Origin of the sequence: Pseudomonas sp. 14P_5.3_Bac1, from assembly GCF_025466135.1 — a bacterium.
GTDB lineage: Bacteria > Pseudomonadota > Gammaproteobacteria > Pseudomonadales > Pseudomonadaceae > Aquipseudomonas.
Map to the genome: position 1 here is coordinate 26,733 of NZ_JANLOF010000049.1, position 16,797 is coordinate 43,529.

The 16,797-nt window shown below is 51.5% G+C and carries 15 protein-coding genes; all 15 read left to right on the top strand.

Going from position 1 to position 16,797, the window contains the following annotated elements:
* The first annotated feature begins 7 nt into the window (after positions 1–7).
* The 15 genes from hisC to NTD89_RS11060 all read left to right on the top strand — a co-directional run bounded on the left by hisC (position 8) and on the right by NTD89_RS11060 (position 16,796).
* The gene (hisC, locus tag NTD89_RS10990; RefSeq protein ID WP_262207586.1) at positions 8–1,120 is read left to right on the top strand and encodes a histidinol-phosphate transaminase; all 1,113 of its coding nucleotides are present in this window, start codon (positions 8–10) and stop codon (positions 1,118–1,120) included.
* 28 nt (positions 1,121–1,148) lie between these two features.
* Positions 1,149–3,359, top strand: coding sequence for a bifunctional prephenate dehydrogenase/3-phosphoshikimate 1-carboxyvinyltransferase (locus NTD89_RS10995; protein WP_262207672.1), 2,211 nt, complete (start codon positions 1,149–1,151; stop codon positions 3,357–3,359).
* Positions 3,356–4,045: a (d)CMP kinase gene (gene cmk, locus NTD89_RS11000; RefSeq protein ID WP_145163144.1), complete on the top strand. Its 690-nt coding sequence runs from the start codon at positions 3,356–3,358 to the stop codon at positions 4,043–4,045. Before NTD89_RS10995 ends, cmk begins: the two co-directional genes overlap by 4 nt.
* 119 nt (positions 4,046–4,164) lie before the next feature.
* A complete protein-coding gene (rpsA, locus tag NTD89_RS11005; RefSeq protein WP_064451489.1) occupies positions 4,165–5,859 on the top strand; it encodes a 30S ribosomal protein S1 in 1,695 nt (564 codons plus the stop codon).
* Positions 5,860–6,022: 163 nt separating this feature from the next.
* Positions 6,023–6,307 carry a hypothetical protein gene (locus NTD89_RS11010; protein WP_262207589.1) on the top strand — a complete coding sequence of 95 codons (285 nt, stop codon included), beginning with the start codon at positions 6,023–6,025 and terminating at the stop codon, positions 6,305–6,307.
* A gap of 132 nt (positions 6,308–6,439) precedes the next feature.
* Entirely contained in the window at positions 6,440–6,736 is a 297-nt protein-coding gene (ihfB, locus tag NTD89_RS11015; RefSeq protein ID WP_003218804.1) for an integration host factor subunit beta, read from the top strand.
* Between the two features lie 24 nt (positions 6,737–6,760).
* The gene (locus NTD89_RS11020) at positions 6,761–7,006 is read left to right on the top strand and encodes an alkaline shock response membrane anchor protein AmaP (protein ID WP_262207590.1); all 246 of its coding nucleotides are present in this window, start codon (positions 6,761–6,763) and stop codon (positions 7,004–7,006) included.
* A gap of 964 nt (positions 7,007–7,970) precedes the next feature.
* Positions 7,971–9,101 (top strand): DegT/DnrJ/EryC1/StrS family aminotransferase, encoded by a 1,131-nt coding sequence (locus NTD89_RS11025; RefSeq protein ID WP_262207592.1) that lies wholly within the window; start codon positions 7,971–7,973, stop codon positions 9,099–9,101.
* A gap of 2 nt (positions 9,102–9,103) precedes the next feature.
* The gene (locus NTD89_RS11030) at positions 9,104–10,363 is read left to right on the top strand and encodes an O-antigen translocase (RefSeq protein WP_262207593.1); all 1,260 of its coding nucleotides are present in this window, start codon (positions 9,104–9,106) and stop codon (positions 10,361–10,363) included.
* 13 nt (positions 10,364–10,376) lie between these two features.
* Positions 10,377–11,825 (top strand): hypothetical protein, encoded by a 1,449-nt coding sequence (locus NTD89_RS11035; RefSeq protein WP_262207595.1) that lies wholly within the window; start codon positions 10,377–10,379, stop codon positions 11,823–11,825.
* 278 nt (positions 11,826–12,103) lie between these two features.
* Entirely contained in the window at positions 12,104–13,057 is a 954-nt protein-coding gene (locus tag NTD89_RS11040; RefSeq protein WP_262207596.1) for a hypothetical protein, read from the top strand.
* Entirely contained in the window at positions 13,032–13,925 is an 894-nt protein-coding gene (locus tag NTD89_RS11045) for a hypothetical protein (RefSeq protein WP_242193855.1), read from the top strand. Before NTD89_RS11040 ends, NTD89_RS11045 begins: the two co-directional genes overlap by 26 nt.
* Positions 13,906–14,595, top strand: coding sequence for an acyltransferase (locus NTD89_RS11050; RefSeq protein ID WP_242193853.1), 690 nt, complete (start codon positions 13,906–13,908; stop codon positions 14,593–14,595). Before NTD89_RS11045 ends, NTD89_RS11050 begins: the two co-directional genes overlap by 20 nt.
* A 10-nt stretch (positions 14,596–14,605) precedes the next feature.
* The gene (locus NTD89_RS11055; protein ID WP_262207597.1) at positions 14,606–15,700 is read left to right on the top strand and encodes a glycosyltransferase family 4 protein; all 1,095 of its coding nucleotides are present in this window, start codon (positions 14,606–14,608) and stop codon (positions 15,698–15,700) included.
* Positions 15,690–16,796 carry a DUF1972 domain-containing protein gene (locus tag NTD89_RS11060; protein ID WP_262207598.1) on the top strand — a complete coding sequence of 369 codons (1,107 nt, stop codon included), beginning with the start codon at positions 15,690–15,692 and terminating at the stop codon, positions 16,794–16,796. The genes NTD89_RS11055 and NTD89_RS11060 overlap by 11 nt, the downstream gene beginning before the upstream one ends.
* Position 16,797 lies beyond the last annotated feature (1 nt).

Here is a 16,797-nt window from a genome sequence, read left to right on the forward strand (position 1 = left end):
CTTTAACATGAGTGGCAACTTCCTCGCCCTGGCTCAGCCGGGCGTGCAACAACTGTCGCCTTACGTTCCAGGCAAGCCTGTGGACGAGCTGGCGCGTGAGTTGAACCTGGACCCGTCGAAGATCGTCAAGCTGGCCAGTAACGAAAACCCGCTGGGCCCGAGTCCCAGGGTATTGGCGGCGATTCGTGACGAGTTGGCTGAGCTGACCCGCTACCCGGACGGGAATGGTTTTGCCCTCAAGTCTCTGCTGGCGCAAAACTGCCGGGTCGAGTTGAACCAGGTGACCCTGGGCAACGGCTCCAACGATATTCTTGAATTGGTCGGCCGTGCTTACCTGGCGCCTGGACTGAATGCGGTATTCAGCGAGCACGCGTTTGCCGTCTACCCGATCGTCACCCAGGCTGTCGGCGCCGACGCGCGCGTTATTCCGGCGAAGAACTGGGGGCACGACCTGCCGGCCATGCTGGCGGCCATCGACGGCCAGACCCGCGTGGTGTTTATCGCCAACCCGAATAACCCGACCGGCACCTGGTTCGATGCGCAAGCGTTGAACGACTTCCTGCAAGACGTGCCGGAGCATGTGCTGGTGGTGCTGGACGAGGCCTACATCGAGTACGCAGAAGGCAGCGACCTGCCGGATGGTCTGGATTTTCTCGCGGCTTACCCGAACCTGCTGGTGTCGCGCACCTTCTCCAAGGCCTACGGCCTGGCGTCGTTGCGGGTTGGCTACGGCTTGTCGACGGCGGTGGTGGCTGATGTGCTGAACCGCGTGCGCCAGCCGTTCAACGTCAACAGCCTTGCCTTGGCGGCTGCCTGTGCGGCGGTGAAGGACGCGGAGTACCTGGAAGAGGGTCGTCGCATCAACGAAAGCGGCATGCTGCAACTGCAGGAAGGTTTTCGTGAGTTGGGCTTGGGCTGGATTCCGTCCAAGGGCAACTTCATTTGCGTCGATCTTGCTCAAGTCGCCGCCCCGGTGTTCCAGGGGTTGCTGCGCGAAGGCGTGATCGTGCGCCCGGTGGCCAACTACGGCATGCCGAACCACCTGCGTATCACCATCGGATTGCCGGCGGAAAACAGCCGCTTCCTGGAGGCGTTGGCCAAGGTTCTGGCTCGTGGTTGATGTCACTGCATTGCAACCTGCTGTGCCTATGATCGGTCGCCTGGTGGTGGTGGGACTGGGATTGATCGGCGGCTCGTTTGCCAAAGGCCTGCGTGAAAGCGGGCTGTGCGGCGAAGTGGTAGGTGTGGACCTGGACCCGCAATCGCGCAAGTTGGCGGTTGAGTTGGGCGTGGTGGATCGCTGTGAAGCAGACCTGGCGCTGGCTTGCCAGGGTGCGGACGTGATCCAGCTCGCGGTGCCGATTCTGGCGATGGAGAAGCTGCTGGCCTTGCTGGCCGGCATGGACCTGGGGCAGGCAATTCTCACGGATGTCGGCAGTGCCAAGGGCAATGTGGTGCGCGCGGCGCAACGGGCGTTTGGCGGCATGCCTGCGCGTTTTGTGCCGGGCCACCCGATTGCCGGTTCCGAGCAGAGTGGTGTCGAGGCGTCCAATGCGCAGTTGTTCCGTCGTCATAAAGTGATCCTGACGCCGCTTGAGCAAACCGACCCGGCAGCTTTGGCTGTGGTCGATCGCCTGTGGCGTGAACTGGGTGCGGATGTCGAGCACATGCAGGTCGAGCGTCACGACGAAGTGCTGGCGGCGACCAGCCATTTGCCGCATTTGCTGGCTTTTGGCTTGGTGGATTCGCTGGCTAAACGTAACGAGAATCTCGATATTTTCCGCTACGCCGCCGGTGGTTTCCGCGATTTCACGCGTATTGCCGGCAGTGATCCGGTGATGTGGCATGACATCTTCCTTGCCAATCGCGAGGCGGTGTTGCGCACGCTGGACACCTTCCGCAGCGACCTCGACGCCTTGCGCGACGCGGTGGATGCCGGGGACGGCCATCAATTACTGGGCGTGTTCACCCGTGCGCGGGTGGCGCGTGAGCACTTCAGCAAAATTCTGGCGCGCCGGGCCTATATGGAAACTGCTGTGAACGCCGATGAGCAGACCTTTCTCGCCAACCCGGGTGGCCGCCTGAGCGGACAGATTCGGATGCCGGGCGACAAGTCGATCTCCCATCGCTCAATCATGCTCGGCTCACTGGCTGATGGCGTGACCGAGGTTGAAGGTTTCCTTGAGGGCGAAGATGCCCTGGCGACCTTGCAGGCGTTTCGCGACATGGGCGTGGTGATTGAAGGGCCGCACCATGGGCGCGTGACCATCCATGGCGTTGGCCTGCATGGCTTGAAGCCGGCGCCGGGGCCGATCTACCTGGGCAACTCCGGAACGTCGATGCGGCTGTTGTCCGGCTTGCTGGCGGCGCAGCGCTTCGACAGTGTGTTGACCGGCGATGCTTCGCTGTCCAAGCGCCCGATGAGCCGCGTGGCCAAGCCACTGCGCGAAATGGGCGCGGTGATTGAAACCGGGCCGGAAGGGCGTCCGCCGTTGACCATTCGCGGAGGTCAGGCATTAAAAGGCTTGACCTATACGCTGCCAATGGCCAGCGCGCAGGTCAAATCCTGCCTGTTGCTGGCGGGTTTGTATGCCGAGGGTAAAACCTCGGTGACCGAGCCTGCACCGACCCGTGACCACACCGAACGAATGCTGCGCGGCTTCGGTTATCCGGTGCAGGTGCGGGGCGCTACGGCGTCGGTTGAGTCGGGCCATGCGTTGACCTCCACGCATATTGAAGTGCCGGGGGACATTTCTTCTTCTGCATTCTTCCTGGTCGCGGCGTCGATTGCCGAGGGTTCCGAGCTGTTGCTGGAGCATGTGGGGATCAATCCGACACGGACCGGTGTGATCGATATCCTGCGGCTGATGGGCGCGGACATCACGCTGGAAAACCTGCGTGAGGTCGGCGGTGAGCCGGTCGCCGATCTGCGCGTGCGTGCTGCTGCGCTGAACGGCATCGAGATTCCCGAGGCGTTGGTGCCGCTGGCGATTGATGAGTTTCCGGTGTTGTTCATCGCGGCGGCCTGTGCTCAGGGCCGTACCGTGTTGCGCGGCGCTGCAGAGCTGCGCGTGAAGGAATCCGACCGTATCCAGGTAATGGCCGACGGTCTGCTGGCGTTGGGGGTGAAGTGTGAACCGACACCCGATGGGATTATCATTGACGGTGGCCTGATAGGCGGCGGCGAGGTGCATTCCCATGGCGATCACCGGATTGCCATGGCCTTCAGTGTGGCGTCCCTGCGGGCGACAGCGCCGATTCGTATCCGTGACTGTGCCAATGTGGCTACATCTTTTCCGAACTTTCTTACACTGTGTGCCCATGTCGGCATTCGTGTTGCCCAAGAGGCTCAATTGTGAATATCAAAGCACCGGTGATTACCATCGACGGGCCAAGCGGCTCGGGCAAAGGCACGATTGCCGGCATTTTGGCCAAGCGCCTGGGCTGGTGCCTGCTGGATTCCGGCGCGCTGTACCGTTTGCTGGCCTTTGCCGCGCGTAACCACGGCGTCGACCTGACCAACGAAGAATCCTTGAAGCTGCTGGCGGCGCATCTTGATGTGCAGTTTGTCGGCGCGACGGAAGGTCATCCGCAACGCATCATCCTCGAAGGCGACGATGTGACCGATGATCTGCGTAACGAACAAGTTGGCTCCTGGGCCTCGCAGGTTGCCGCGCTGCCGGCCGTGCGCGACGCGCTGCTGCAGCGCCAGCGGGCGTTTCAGGAACCGCCGGGCCTGGTCGCGGATGGTCGCGACATGGGCACCGTGGTGTTTCCAGACGCGCCGTTGAAGATTTTCCTCACCGCCAGCGCCGAAGAGCGGGCGCGCCGCCGTTACTTGCAGTTGAAGGGCAAAGTCGATGGTGTTAGTCTGTCGAGTCTGCTAGATGAGATCCGTGCACGCGATGAGCGTGATACCCAGCGTGCGGTAGCCCCGCTCAAGCCGGCGGCTGACGCCATACAGCTGGATTCCACGGAGTTATCCATCGAGCAGGTGCTGGAACGCATCTTGAGTGAAATCGCCATTCGCGATATCACCGGGTGACCAAGAAGGCTGCAGGGGACCAGTCATAGTCCTGCGGTGCTTCTTTTAATTGAAACTGACCCACACCGTCTGGGGTGTGGAGATGGGCGTATTCTTCGCCCTTATCAACAGGAATTAAAATGAGCGAAAGCTTTGCGGAACTCTTTGAAGAAAGCCTAAAAACCCTGAACCTTCAGGCAGGCTCCATCATCACCGGTGTTATCGTTGATATCGATTACCAAGCTCGCTGGGTAACCGTTCACGCTGGTCTGAAGTCTGAAGCTCTGATCCCGCTGGAACAGTTCTACAACGATGCTGGTGACCTGACTATCAATGTCGGTGACGAAGTTCACGTTGCTCTGGACTCGGTTGAAGACGGTTTCGGTGAAACCAAGCTGTCCCGTGAAAAAGCCAAGCGCGCTGAATGCTGGATTGTTCTCGAAGCAGCCTTCGCAGCTGAAGAAGTGGTCAAGGGCGTTATCAACGGTAAGGTTAAAGGCGGCTTCACTGTCGACGTTAACGGCATCCGTGCGTTCCTGCCAGGTTCTTTGGTCGACGTTCGTCCAGTGCGCGACACCACGCACCTGGAAGGCAAAGAACTCGAATTCAAGGTCATCAAACTCGACCAGAAGCGCAACAACGTTGTCGTTTCCCGTCGCAGCGTCCTGGAAGCAGAGAACTCCGCCGAGCGTGAGGCTCTGCTGGAATCCCTGCAGGAAGGCCAACAAGTCAAAGGTATCGTCAAGAACCTCACCGATTACGGCGCATTCGTCGATCTGGGTGGCGTCGATGGCCTGCTGCACATTACCGACATGGCTTGGAAGCGTATCAAGCATCCTTCTGAAATCGTCAACGTTGGCGACGAGATCGATGTCAAGGTTCTGAAGTACGATCGTGAGCGTAACCGCGTTTCCCTGGGCTTGAAGCAGCTGGGCGAAGATCCATGGGTTGCTATCAAAGCTCGTTACCCAGAAAGCACTCGCGTAACCGCGCGTGTTACCAACCTGACCGACTACGGCTGCTTCGCAGAGCTGGAAGAAGGCGTGGAAGGCCTGGTACACGTTTCCGAAATGGACTGGACCAACAAAAACATCCACCCTTCGAAAGTCGTACAAGTCGGCGACGAAGTGGAAGTTATGGTTCTGGACATCGACGAAGAGCGTCGTCGTATCTCCCTGGGCATCAAGCAGTGCAAATCTAACCCATGGGAAGATTTCTCTGGCCAGTTCAACAAGGGCGATAAAATCTCCGGCACCATCAAGTCGATCACCGATTTCGGTATCTTCATTGGTCTGGACGGCGGCATCGACGGCCTGGTTCACCTGTCCGACATCTCCTGGAACGAAGTTGGCGAAGAAGCTGTTCGTCGTTTCAAGAAGGGCGACGAGCTGGACACCGTTATCCTGTCGGTTGACCCAGAGCGCGAGCGCATCTCCCTGGGTATCAAGCAACTGGAAAGCGATCCGTTCTCCGAGTACGTTCAAGAGAACGACAAAGGCGCAATCGTTAAAGGCACTGTGAAAGAAGTTGACGCTAAAGGCGCCATCATCACTCTGGCCGACGATATCGAAGCGACTCTGAAAGCCTCCGAAATCAGCCGTGACCGCGTTGAAGACGCACGTAACGTTCTGAAAGAAGGCCAGGAAGTAGAAGCCAAGATCATCAGCGTTGACCGCAAGAGCCGTGTAATCCAGCTCTCCATCAAGTCGAAAGACGAGATCGAAGAGAAAGAAGCCATTCAGAGCCTGCGCGACAAGCCAGCCTCTTCTGAGCCTTCTGCTGGTCCTACCACTCTGGGCGACCTGCTGCGTGCACAGATGGAAAAACAGAACTAAGTTCTGTCAGACCATAGAAAAAGGGCGACTTCGGTCGCCCTTTTTTGTGCCTGAAATTCGTTGAATCAATACCGAGAACCAAGGTGCGCAGCACAGTGTCAGAACTGGCTATAGTTTTATTAAAAGCACGGTTGTCAGTGATGTTGTTTCAATAAGGATTTCGATGAACAAGTTTATTTTAATCTTCGCCGCAGTCATGCTTGCCGGCTGCTCTACCACCAGCGCCAAAACTCACGTCAAGCGCGGTGTCAGTGGTATCGAGGTCGACTGCTCGGGCCTCGGTGGCAATTGGAGCAAGTGCGAGAAGCGCGCTGCCCGCGAATGCAAGATGCAAGGCTATAAGGTCATCACCCGATCCAGCGATGCCAAGGATGAGGAGGGCGACTATCTGTTCGGCTGGAATCCCGCCGGCGCTGTAACTCGCACTATGCTGGTGATCTGTAATTGAGGCTCAAAGGCGCATGTTGCGGGTGTCCGCCTGTGCAGCAGATAAGTTGTCTAGTGGGCTGTTCAAATTCATCAAGTCATGCTAAAACCTTTGAAGCGCTTTTCCTAGCTGCTTGAAAAAGAAGGGAAAAATATGACGAAGTCGGAGTTGATCGAACGAATTGTCACCCATCAAGGGCTGCTTTCATCCAAGGATGTAGAGCTGGCTATCAAGACTATGCTTGAGCAAATGTCCCAATGTTTGGCTACTGGGGATCGGATTGAGATCCGTGGTTTTGGCAGTTTCTCCTTGCATTACCGCGCACCGCGCGTCGGCCGTAACCCAAAAACCGGGCAGTCGGTCAGCCTTGATGGCAAGTTTGTACCTCACTTCAAGCCTGGAAAGGAATTGCGGGACCGGGTGAACGAAGACGAGGAAGAAGGCGTCTGAGTCTTTTTGGGGTAGGAGAAGTTTATGCGTGGGGTAAAGCGCGTTGTTCTGGTGCTCGCGGCATTGATTGTTGCGCTAGTAATTTTAGGTTTTGTGCTGGAAAACCAGCAGGGCGTGGCCCTTTCATTCCTGGGCTGGACGACTGTACAGATGCCAGTGTCGGTGTTTGTAGTGGTCGCGTTGATCATCGGGATGTTGATCGGTCCACTGTTAGGGGTTGGGCTAGCGCGTAGCCGGCGCCATAGGTCGACCTCGGCAGTGCGCGGTTAACCTCCTATCCTGATGCCAAAGGTGTGCGGTGAGGTCGTTGTCTAACCGCTAGAGCTCTATCACGTGGGCTTACGGGTCTGTAGTGCTGTAGTTAGATATCTTGAGGTATTAGCCATTCTAATGCTTCTTCTTTGAGTATTCAGTGCGCCGCATTCTGATTACTCGGCTATGTACTACACATATGTCTGACCTGTTAGGCGTTAGATTCAGGGTGAGCGGGAAATGCTGCTGAAAGATGGCGCATAGCGCACCCTCATTTGGTAGAAGCACCAGGTCATAGATAGTGTAACAACGCCTGGAAGTGAAAAATCTCTACACTCTTCTTGCAAAACTGCCCTCTGCGCAGCTTCAACTCGTTTTACCTCAAAGAAAATCTCGGTCGTTAGTGTCTCGGATGGCAGCATCTGCGGTCGCCAGTATTCCTTGTGATCGCCCTTGAATACAAAGCAAGTAGCGACTATTGCTCTGGAACGATTAACGAATCCACCGCCTTCGATCGAGCAACGGGCAAAGGAGCAGGCGTCTGGAGCGAAGACTCGGTGAGCGCGCCGTTTGGCGTGCGTATTTTCTGTAGGCTCATTATTGAAAGCTGTTGAAAGTCTTATACACCTAATAAGTTAGCGAGCTATTTAATTGGTTGCGCACTAATGGGGTGTGGCAGATCAGTACCATTGTGGGCAACTCTTTCAGCATTAGTCGCTTTTTCATCATTCAGTTTTGTTGAATTGGAGAATAGGCGCTGTATCATCAACGCCCCAGCGTTTTGTTAACACATACGCGCCCAGTTAAAGACGGAAAGTTTTGCGGATCCGATCGATCAAGCGTGACGCTTTGGAGAGATCAGGTATCGCAGCCCGGATTTCCGATCCTAGTCGGATCAAAGAGGGCATGAATTTGTGGTGGTGCAGAGACCTTCTGTGCCTTCACGCACCTAATAACGAAGCACCTACGTCAGGTATTTTTGATGATTCAATTTCTCGATCTAAAGTCATTGAACAAGGCTCTCCGTGAAGAGCTCGTTGAGGCGGCCACACGTGTCATCGACTCGGGCTGGTACATTCAGGGTGAGTTCCTCAAGCGCTTCGAGGAAGAGTTTTCCATTTATACCGGCGCCAGCCACACCGTCGGCGTTGCCAACGGCCTTGATGCTCTGACACTGACTATTCGTGCCTGGAAAGAGCTGGGAAAGCTCAAGGATGGCGATGAAGTCATTGTTCCGGCCAACACCTACATCGCAACGCTACTGGCTGTAACGGAAAACAACCTGAAGCCGGTTTTGGTCGAGCCTGACGAAAGTACCTACAATCTTTGTCCTGAGAATCTCGAGCGTGCGCTGACGACCAAAACTCGGTTGATCCTGCCGGTCCATCTCTATGGGCAACTGGCCGATATGCGCGCAATCAATACGATTGCCAAGCGTGAGAATCTACTGGTACTTGAGGACTGTGCCCAGGCTCATGGTGCGCAGATCGACGGCAGAAGTGCCGGCAACTGGGGTGATGCGTCCGGTTTCAGTTTCTACCCAGGTAAAAACCTCGGAGCGTTGGGTGACGCAGGCGCGATCACGTCCAACGATGCTGAGTTGGTGAACATGATTCAGGCTCTGCGAAACTACGGCTCACACGAAAAGTATAAGAATTTGGTGCAAGGCGTAAATAGCCGTCTGGATGAGATTCAAGCCGCAATGTTGAGCGTCAAGCTCAAGTACCTGCAGGCACAGACAGAGGCTCGTCGTCGTGTGGCAAGCCTTTATATGAATGGAATAAAAAATCCCTTGATTAAACTGCCCTTGGGCAGCGACGTCGATGTAATGAAAAATTTTTCCCACGTCTGGCACCTGTTTGTGGTGCGCTCCGAGGTTCGGGAAAAACTGGTACGTCATCTCAACGCGTCGGGTATTCAAACATTAATTCACTATCCGATTCCACCTCATCAGCAACAGGCCTATGCGAGCGCCGATTTTTATAACCAGTCGCTTCCTGTTACGGAGCGCATCCACAGCGAGGTATTGAGCCTGCCGATGAGCCCGATCATGACCGATTCAGAAGTTCACAGTGTCATTGAGGCCTGCAACGCTTTCTCTATAGACGCCTGAATATGACGCTGCTCAGAACAAGCTTCCTCAACGGTATCGCGGTCGTTATCAAGATGCTCACCTTGCTGGGCATCAATAAAATGTTGGCCATCTATGTAGGTCCATCGGGCTACGCTGCCTTAGGGCAGTTTCAGAACGCCGTGCAGATGGTAACGACGTTCTCGACAGGGGCCATCAGTACTGGCGTTACGAAGTACACTGCTGAATATCAAAATGATGAAGATGCGCAGCGCCGGGTATGGCGTACGGCGGGTACGATTGCCTGTATAGGATCTGTATTGACATCGGTGCTTATCGTTATATTCAGCAAGCCGTTGGCTGTGTGGTGTTTTAATGATGAGGCCTTATATAGCGTATTTATCTGGTGCGCAGCCACCGTCATATTCTTTTCATTTAATACATTGCTGCTTGCGATCCTCAATGGCAAAAAAGAAATTAATCGATACATACTGGCTAATATTGGTGGAAGTCTCCTTTCTCTACTAGTCATTATCATTATGGTGAGGCAGTTTGGTCTATATGGTGCGCTGATTTCATTGGTGCTGTATCAGTCTATCGCTTTCTTCGTGACATGCCTGCTGTGTTACAAAACCGAATGGTTCCGATTTTCCAGTCTGCTCGGCAAGTTAGACAGGCAAATTGCGATCAACCTGACAAAGTTCACGGCGATGGCGCTCACGACTGCTGCATGCGTGCCCGTTAGCCATATCCTGGTGCGTAATTATCTAGGTGCGGAGTTCGGCTGGGAAACCGCCGGGTATTGGGAGGCCATGTGGCGTCTGAGTACCGCTTATCTTCTGTTAGTGACTACAACGCTGGGCTTGTATTTTTTACCCAAGTTGTCAGAGCTGGTCAATCCGCTGGATATCAAGAGAGAGATTCTTCAAGGTTATAAATTGATTCTTCCTGTCGCGATGGTCTGTGGGGTGGTGATCTATAGCTTGAGGGATTTTATTATCGGCTTGCTTTTCACCCAAGCGTTCAGTCCGATGCGGGATTTTTTCGCATGGCAGATGCTGGGAGACACGCTTAAAATTGCCAGCTGGATACTTGCTTACCTGATGCTGGGTAAGGCAATGGTTAAAATGTATATTCTCACAGAGATATTTTTTGCACTCAGTTTTTACGTGCTTACGGTGTTGCTGACGAAAGTGGGCGGTCCGGTGGGTGTTACGTGGGCTCACGCAGCTAATTACGGTATGTATTTGATAGTCATGTACTTTCTTATTTATAGAAAACTAAATAAAAATAACGCAGGATGAGGATGTTTTGCCCATGAGTCGCTTGCTATCTTCAATCCGCGATTTAATTCTAATGCAAAAAGACGTTAACAAGAGCGTCGATTTAGCGGAGGTGTATGGGGCAATATTGTGGGCGGTTGATAAAGGTATTTACGACGATCCCGAACTGGAGGAAATATTAACTGCTCGATGCATGAGTGTATTGTCAGTTGGCGAAATTCACTCGCCGTTGAAGGATTGTATCCATCTGATCTCTGAGCCGTATCTCATTGGTGGGCACACGCGGCTTATGGAACAGCTTTCGACAATGCATACGGAAAAGCCTGCTCTGCTGATAACGCGTAAAAGTGCCGAGCGTGCGATTGAGCGAACCCGAGGTTTTTTTTCCGAAAGCACCCTGATCAGTGCTTACACACCCATCGAGAAAATTGCTGAAATTATTCAATGCCTAAAACCTTATAAAAGAGTGGTGTTGCATATTCACCCAGATGATATGGTTTCTGTCATCGCATGCAAGATTCTAAAGACTGTCAGCACGACGAAGATCTATTTCGTAAACCATGCTGATCATGTGTTTACTTACGGCAGTTCGGTAGCAGATATATACTTTGAACTGAGCACGTTTGGCCGTCGTCGAGACCTGAAGAAAACGATCTCTGGAAGCAAGTCTTTTCTAGGGATTCCGTTGACTAGTAAGTTGTTATCAAAGCATCACAGCCTGCCCAATAAAAATAGCACATTAAACTTTTTCAGTGCGGCGTCGCCCTTCAAGTTTAAACCGGTCAAAGGCTATGATCTCAGGCCAGCCATACGCAAAGTGCTAGCTGAGTTTAAACACTCAACCTTCTGGGTCGTCGGCGCCAACCCGCTTACCAATACGTGGTGGTGGCCAATAAAATTGCGGTATTGGAATAGGTTTAAAGTAGTTTCCTCGTTGCCTTACGAAAGCTACCTGGCACTCTTGGAGCGCGCAGATTTTTACGTCGACAGTTACCCCACGCCGGGCGGAACTGCCTTTGCGGAGCAACTCTTCAATGGCCGCCGTTGTGTCGGGTTACGCGCGCCTATACAAGGTTATTCACCGGCCGATAATTTGAAGCGTGACAGTGTAGAGGCGTTTATTAACAGCATTTTTCAGGGGAGCAATGATAGAGCTGTTATTGCGTCAGTGCTGGCTGTTAACGGGTATGAGGCAGTTAAGTCCCGCTATCTGGCTTGTCTCTACGAAGATATCATGTGTGCCAACGAGATGGAGAAGCACGTGGCGTGGACGGGAGATATTAGCGTCTACGAGCAGCCGGGAAAAATAACGTCGGCAATTCCGCCGGAGGTCGTTTCCAGATTAATTGAATTTGATAAAAAATTTATGCGTGCTCTATTTCTCGAACTCAGCGCCACGCAAAAAATCAAAGTAGCCCTTAAGCTGGCGCGTTTGAAAATCAACGAACTTCGCTTTAAAGAAAACCGGACGGGTAAAGCATGAGGGCGTTAGGTCTACGCTTACTTCTGATAATGCTCATACTCTCGGACTACGTCATTTTAACGCTTCACGCCCCTAGTGTCGTTGGAGCCTGGCGCGAAGGTATTGTGCTAGCGTATGTTCTTCTCACTGTGCTAATCACTTTTTTCCAAGTGGGAACCCGGTATACGATTCCTCGACGGTATAAAGAACAGCTTCTGACCATCCTGTTTTTTGTAATATTTTATTGCATCTGCGGCGAGTTTTCCGAAGCATCGTTCCGAATATTCCGATCATTCGCCATGCCGATTCTCTTTGCGCTGATGATCAATGCAGTGTGCCTGGGTCTGGCGCTTGAAACAAAGTTGCGTATTATATTTTCCACGCTCGTCGTAATGACTTTTGTCTCAGGCGCATATGCTATTTATCAATACCTGACAATCAGCGATGCGGGACAATTCTGGTATTGGCCTCTACTGTCCGAGAAAGGTTTCGAACTGGAGATCTATAATTCGATGAGAGATGGAAATCCGAGGATGTCAGGTTTCTTTACGGGCACCCTTGAGTTTTCGGCCTTTATTTTGAACACCACGCTCTTTGCGTGTTGCCTGCTTGTGCAAGTCTTCAGGAAGAGGACCTATGATCGAAGCTTTTTCCTGTATCTGCTGGTGGCCCTGTTTTCCACTGTGCTGATTATTTATGGTTCGGTGAGGACGGCAGCTATCGGTATGGTTTCAGCTGTTTTTTTCCTGGCAGTGTTACAGTTATTACGTCGAAGCATTTTTATCGGGCTTCTAGGATACAGTTATTTTATTTGCGTGACGGGCTCTATTTTTCTATACCTGGCACTCGGATATACAGAGGATCTCTCCGCTCTTGACAGGGTTCGGCAGTGGTCGGTGGTACTTGAATCGCTCAATACAATGCCGTTGGGTCTTGGTTTCGGGGCTATTGGGCCAGGTCAGACATATTGGTTTGACTCGCTGTGGTTGAATCTGCTGGCGTCCTCTGGTTATCTGGGCGTTGCTTTAATGCTCGGGTTGATCTGTTTCTATAGCAAGATTGTCATCGCTACTCAACAGCTGCGTATCGGGGGGAATGTATTTATCAGGGGAGTGGCTGATTATATGGTAATCAGCTACCCTTTTTTCCTTAGTAGCTTTTTCTTTCAGTCATATACAAATAGTGTAGTGCTGTACCTGTTCGCGTCAATTACAGTGGTGGTGATGTATGAGTCGAAATATCGTGCAAACTAAGATTTCGATATTGATCGTTCTTTATAAAAGGCATTATAAAGAATCTGCTGCCATCACAACATTATTGAGTAATGTCGACATCTTCGATGCGCAAGGTATCAGCGTTGAATTTTTCGTGTGGAATAATACGCCTCAATGCTCGCCGGCGTTGTCGAGCGAAAATTTGACGTGGTTTGAGGGTGATAATAACGGTTTGGCTTATATTTATAATCGCGTTGCGGACATAGCTTTTGCAGGGGGCGCAACGCATTTCATGATCTCGGATGATGATACGGATTATTCAAGCCAGAATTATGTTGAGGCGATTTCCCGAGCGCTTGAATATGAAGCCGCGTCGGCAGTTGATTTGTTTGGCGTCATGTTGCCAAAAATTTATTCAAGAGAGAAATTGGTAAGTCCGGGACTACGCTTCTGGTTCTTCGGCCGATTGTCCGACCACGTTGACAGTGGCATTAATTCATCACGTAATAAGTTGGCTATCAATAGTGGTGTGATTTTCAATAAGTCTTGTTACGAAAAAATGTCGCCGCTGTTTGATGAGCGTCTTAAGTTTTACGCGACGGATACCGCATTCTTTGTAAGGTACGAATCCTTTTATCCTCATTTTTATGTGTTGGACACTTGCCTGCAGCACGACCTTTCCGAACATACATCGGACAGCGCTGAACGAGCCATTTTTCGCTTTCAAGAAATGATCCGGGGGCTGCGCGTCATCTTTGAGCATAAGGGTTACCTCTTTCGTTGTGTCATGGAGGCCTATTTGCTTGTCTCATCGTTAAGAAAGAGCTTCTCGTATAAGAACGCAGGATTTTTCCATTCCTACTATTCGTCGTTTAAAGGAAAAAATAATGCTGATAGAATTAGTTGAATTTCTTTCTTTTAGAGTGAGAAAGCGTGGCATCAAAATTGACAAGCGTATTTCTGATGCCTATCTTTTGAATTTCGTTGTTTCAAAAGCGCTAATGGCGTTTAACGGGTTTTTAAAATTCAGGAGGTTGTCAGTTATTCTTGTAGGAAAAGGCGTCACTTTAAAGGCCCGATCAATGATCACTGCAGGTAAAGGCTTGGTCATTGACGATGGATGCTTTATCGACGCATTGGCGGTCAAGGGCATTGTCTTTGGGCGGGGGGTTTCCTTAAAGAAAAATGTTACCATCGAGTGCACGGGTAGTTTGACGCAATTAGGCGAAGGGCTCTCGGTAGGCAATGATGTAGGCATCGGCAGCGGTAGTTTTTTGGGTTGCGCTGGGGGCGTTACTATAGGAAGTGACACAATCATCGGGAATTATGTTTCATTTCATTCGGAGAATCATAATTTTTCTGATCCCACACTACCTATTCGCCTTCAGGGCGTTAACAATGAAGGGATCCACATCGGCAATAATTGTTGGATAGGGGCTAAAGTGACTGTTCTGGATGGTGTTGTACTTGAGGACGGGTGCGTTGTAGCCGCAGGAGCAGTTTTGAAGGCTGGACGATACGCTGCCAACTCCATATACGCGGGCGTTCCGGCAAAGCGTATAAAAGAACGCAGCTAAAGGACTTGCAGTGAAAAAAATTATATTTTTCCACTTGTTGAATGACTATAGCGGGAGCCCGAAGGTTCTTTTGCAGGTTATTGAGGCAGTGGCAAAGAAAGGCTTCGAGGCCGAATTGTATGTGGGAGGAGGCGCGGAAGGTGGTTTTCTCTCCTTAGCGCCATGCGTACAAAAGCGCTATTTTTATAAAAGATTTGAAAATAAGTATTTGACGCTGTTGAGTTATAGTCTTTCGCAGTTGATTCTGTTTATAAAATTATTACGCTATCGTCACGCCTCTGCGATTTTCTATGTCAATACGCTACTTCCCTTCGGCGCGGCGTTAGCAGGGAGAGTGCTCGGCATACAGGTTATTTATCATATTCATGAAACCTCCATCCGCCCTAAACCACTGAAGCTGTTTTTGCGGTGGATGGTTGAAAGGTGCTCCAGCAAAAATATTTTCGTCTCGCGCTTTCTAGCCAAGGCTGAATGTTTTTCAAACATAGAAAGCCGTGTGATTTATAATTCGATTCCACAGGATATGGCGAGTAGTGGTGCGAGTCACGTATATCCCTACGCGTCGGATAATAAATTCTGTGTGCTGATGATCTGTTCCTTAAAGTCTTACAAAGGTGTGAATGAGTTCGTACGTATAGCTGATCTGTTAAACGATCAAAAAGATATTGAATTCAGTCTGGTGCTCGGTGCCAGCGATTCTGAAGTGGACGATTTTTTTTCGACGGTCACATTGCCTGATAACTTGACTATTATTTCCCGGTGCAAGGATGTGATTCCTTATTATCAGAGGGCGAGTGTTTTACTGAGCCTTTCGAAGCCGCAGGAGTGGGTGGAAACGTTTGGCTTGACGATTCTCGAGGCGCTTTCCTTTGGCGTACCCTGTATTGTTCCTCCGGTAGGTGGACCTGTCGAACTGGTGTCGGAGGATAAGGAAGGTTATCTCATTGATTCAAATCGTGTGGAGGACATAGCCGCCAAACTGGCGTTTCTTCATAAAAATCCTGAGGTGTGCTTTCGCTTGTCTGAGGCTGCGAGAGTGAAGTCACTTAGTTTCTCAGTTGATAACTTTGAAAGTGACGTGATTGAGGTGTTTAATGGAGTTTAAGATAGCAGTGATCGGCACGGTCGGTCTCCCAGCCCAGTATGGTGGGTGGGAAACGTTATCGGAGCAATTGGTCACTTACCTGGATCGTGAATACGGGATCTCGGTCTATTGCAGCGCAACGTCATATCCAACGCGGCCTGCAAAGTATCGCAATGCCGATTTGATTTACCTTCCGCTAAAAGCTAACGGCGTGCAAAGTATTCCTTACGATATTGTCAGTATGTTACATGCCTACCGAAAGAATGATATTTTGGTGTTGCTGGGCGTTTCAGGTTGTATTGCGCTTCCTTTTTTAAAGCTGCTTACCAAGAAGAAGATTGTAGTCAATATTGACGGGTACGAGTGGAAGCGCGCCAAGTGGTCGACCCTGGCGAAAAAATTCCTGAAATTTTCAGAAGCCATGGCAGTTAAATACGCCGATGCGATTGTTACCGATAATAAAGTGCTTCAGGACTATGTCCGCGATGAGTATTCACGTGAAAGTACTCTCATTGCCTACGGCGGCGATCAGGCGGCTACCAGTGCACTGGGAGAGGCGGACTTTGAGCATTATCCATTCCTTCGTAAGCCTTACGCATTCTCAGTCTGTAGGATCGAGCCGGAGAATAATATTCATATTATTCTCGAGGCCTTCAGTATGGGTTGTTTGCCGTTGGTGATTGTGGGGAACTGGAAACAAAGCGAATACGGTGTAGCGCTGCAGGATAAATACGCGAGCGTTGGACATCTTCACTTATTGGATCCTATCTACAAAAGTGAGGAACTGAGCCCGCTGCGCAGTAACGCGACCGTCTACATTCACGGTCATAGTGCGGGTGGCACCAACCCGTCTTTGGTTGAGGCCATGTGGCTGAGCTTGCCTGTGATTGCATTCGACGTGTCGTTCAATCGTGCGTCTACCGAGGACGGTGCAAAGTTTTTTTCGTCCAGCGAGGCACTGGTCGATTGCGCGTCACGTCTTTTTGCAAATGAAACCGAGCGCGCTGCGCTGGGCGTAAAAATGCATGAGATTGCGGTGCGTCGTTATCGTTGGGAAGGCGTCTCCTCTCAATACGACAAGTTATTTAAAACGCTTCTTTCATCTGAGAGGACTTAAC

Excerpts from the sequence above, each read along its gene's own strand:
- ihfB (WP_003218804.1), top strand. The coding sequence starts at position 6,440 with ATGACGAAGTCGGAGTTGATCGAACGAATTGTCACCCATCAAGGGCTG.
- NTD89_RS11010 (WP_262207589.1), top strand. The coding sequence starts at position 6,023 with ATGAACAAGTTTATTTTAATCTTCGCCGCAGTCATGCTTGCCGGCTGC.
- NTD89_RS11030 (WP_262207593.1), top strand. The coding sequence starts at position 9,104 with ATGACGCTGCTCAGAACAAGCTTCCTCAACGGTATCGCGGTCGTTATC.
- rpsA (WP_064451489.1), top strand. The coding sequence starts at position 4,165 with ATGAGCGAAAGCTTTGCGGAACTCTTTGAAGAAAGCCTAAAAACCCTG.
- NTD89_RS10995 (WP_262207672.1), top strand. The coding sequence starts at position 1,149 with ATGATCGGTCGCCTGGTGGTGGTGGGACTGGGATTGATCGGCGGCTCG.
- hisC (WP_262207586.1), top strand. The coding sequence starts at position 8 with ATGAGTGGCAACTTCCTCGCCCTGGCTCAGCCGGGCGTGCAACAACTG.
- NTD89_RS11020 (WP_262207590.1), top strand. The coding sequence starts at position 6,761 with ATGCGTGGGGTAAAGCGCGTTGTTCTGGTGCTCGCGGCATTGATTGTT.
- NTD89_RS11035 (WP_262207595.1), top strand. The coding sequence starts at position 10,377 with ATGAGTCGCTTGCTATCTTCAATCCGCGATTTAATTCTAATGCAAAAA.
- NTD89_RS11060 (WP_262207598.1), top strand. The coding sequence starts at position 15,690 with ATGGAGTTTAAGATAGCAGTGATCGGCACGGTCGGTCTCCCAGCCCAG.
- NTD89_RS11045 (WP_242193855.1), top strand. The coding sequence starts at position 13,032 with ATGAGTCGAAATATCGTGCAAACTAAGATTTCGATATTGATCGTTCTT.
- NTD89_RS11050 (WP_242193853.1), top strand. The coding sequence starts at position 13,906 with ATGCTGATAGAATTAGTTGAATTTCTTTCTTTTAGAGTGAGAAAGCGT.
- NTD89_RS11025 (WP_262207592.1), top strand. The coding sequence starts at position 7,971 with ATGATTCAATTTCTCGATCTAAAGTCATTGAACAAGGCTCTCCGTGAA.
- NTD89_RS11040 (WP_262207596.1), top strand. The coding sequence starts at position 12,104 with ATGCCGATTCTCTTTGCGCTGATGATCAATGCAGTGTGCCTGGGTCTG.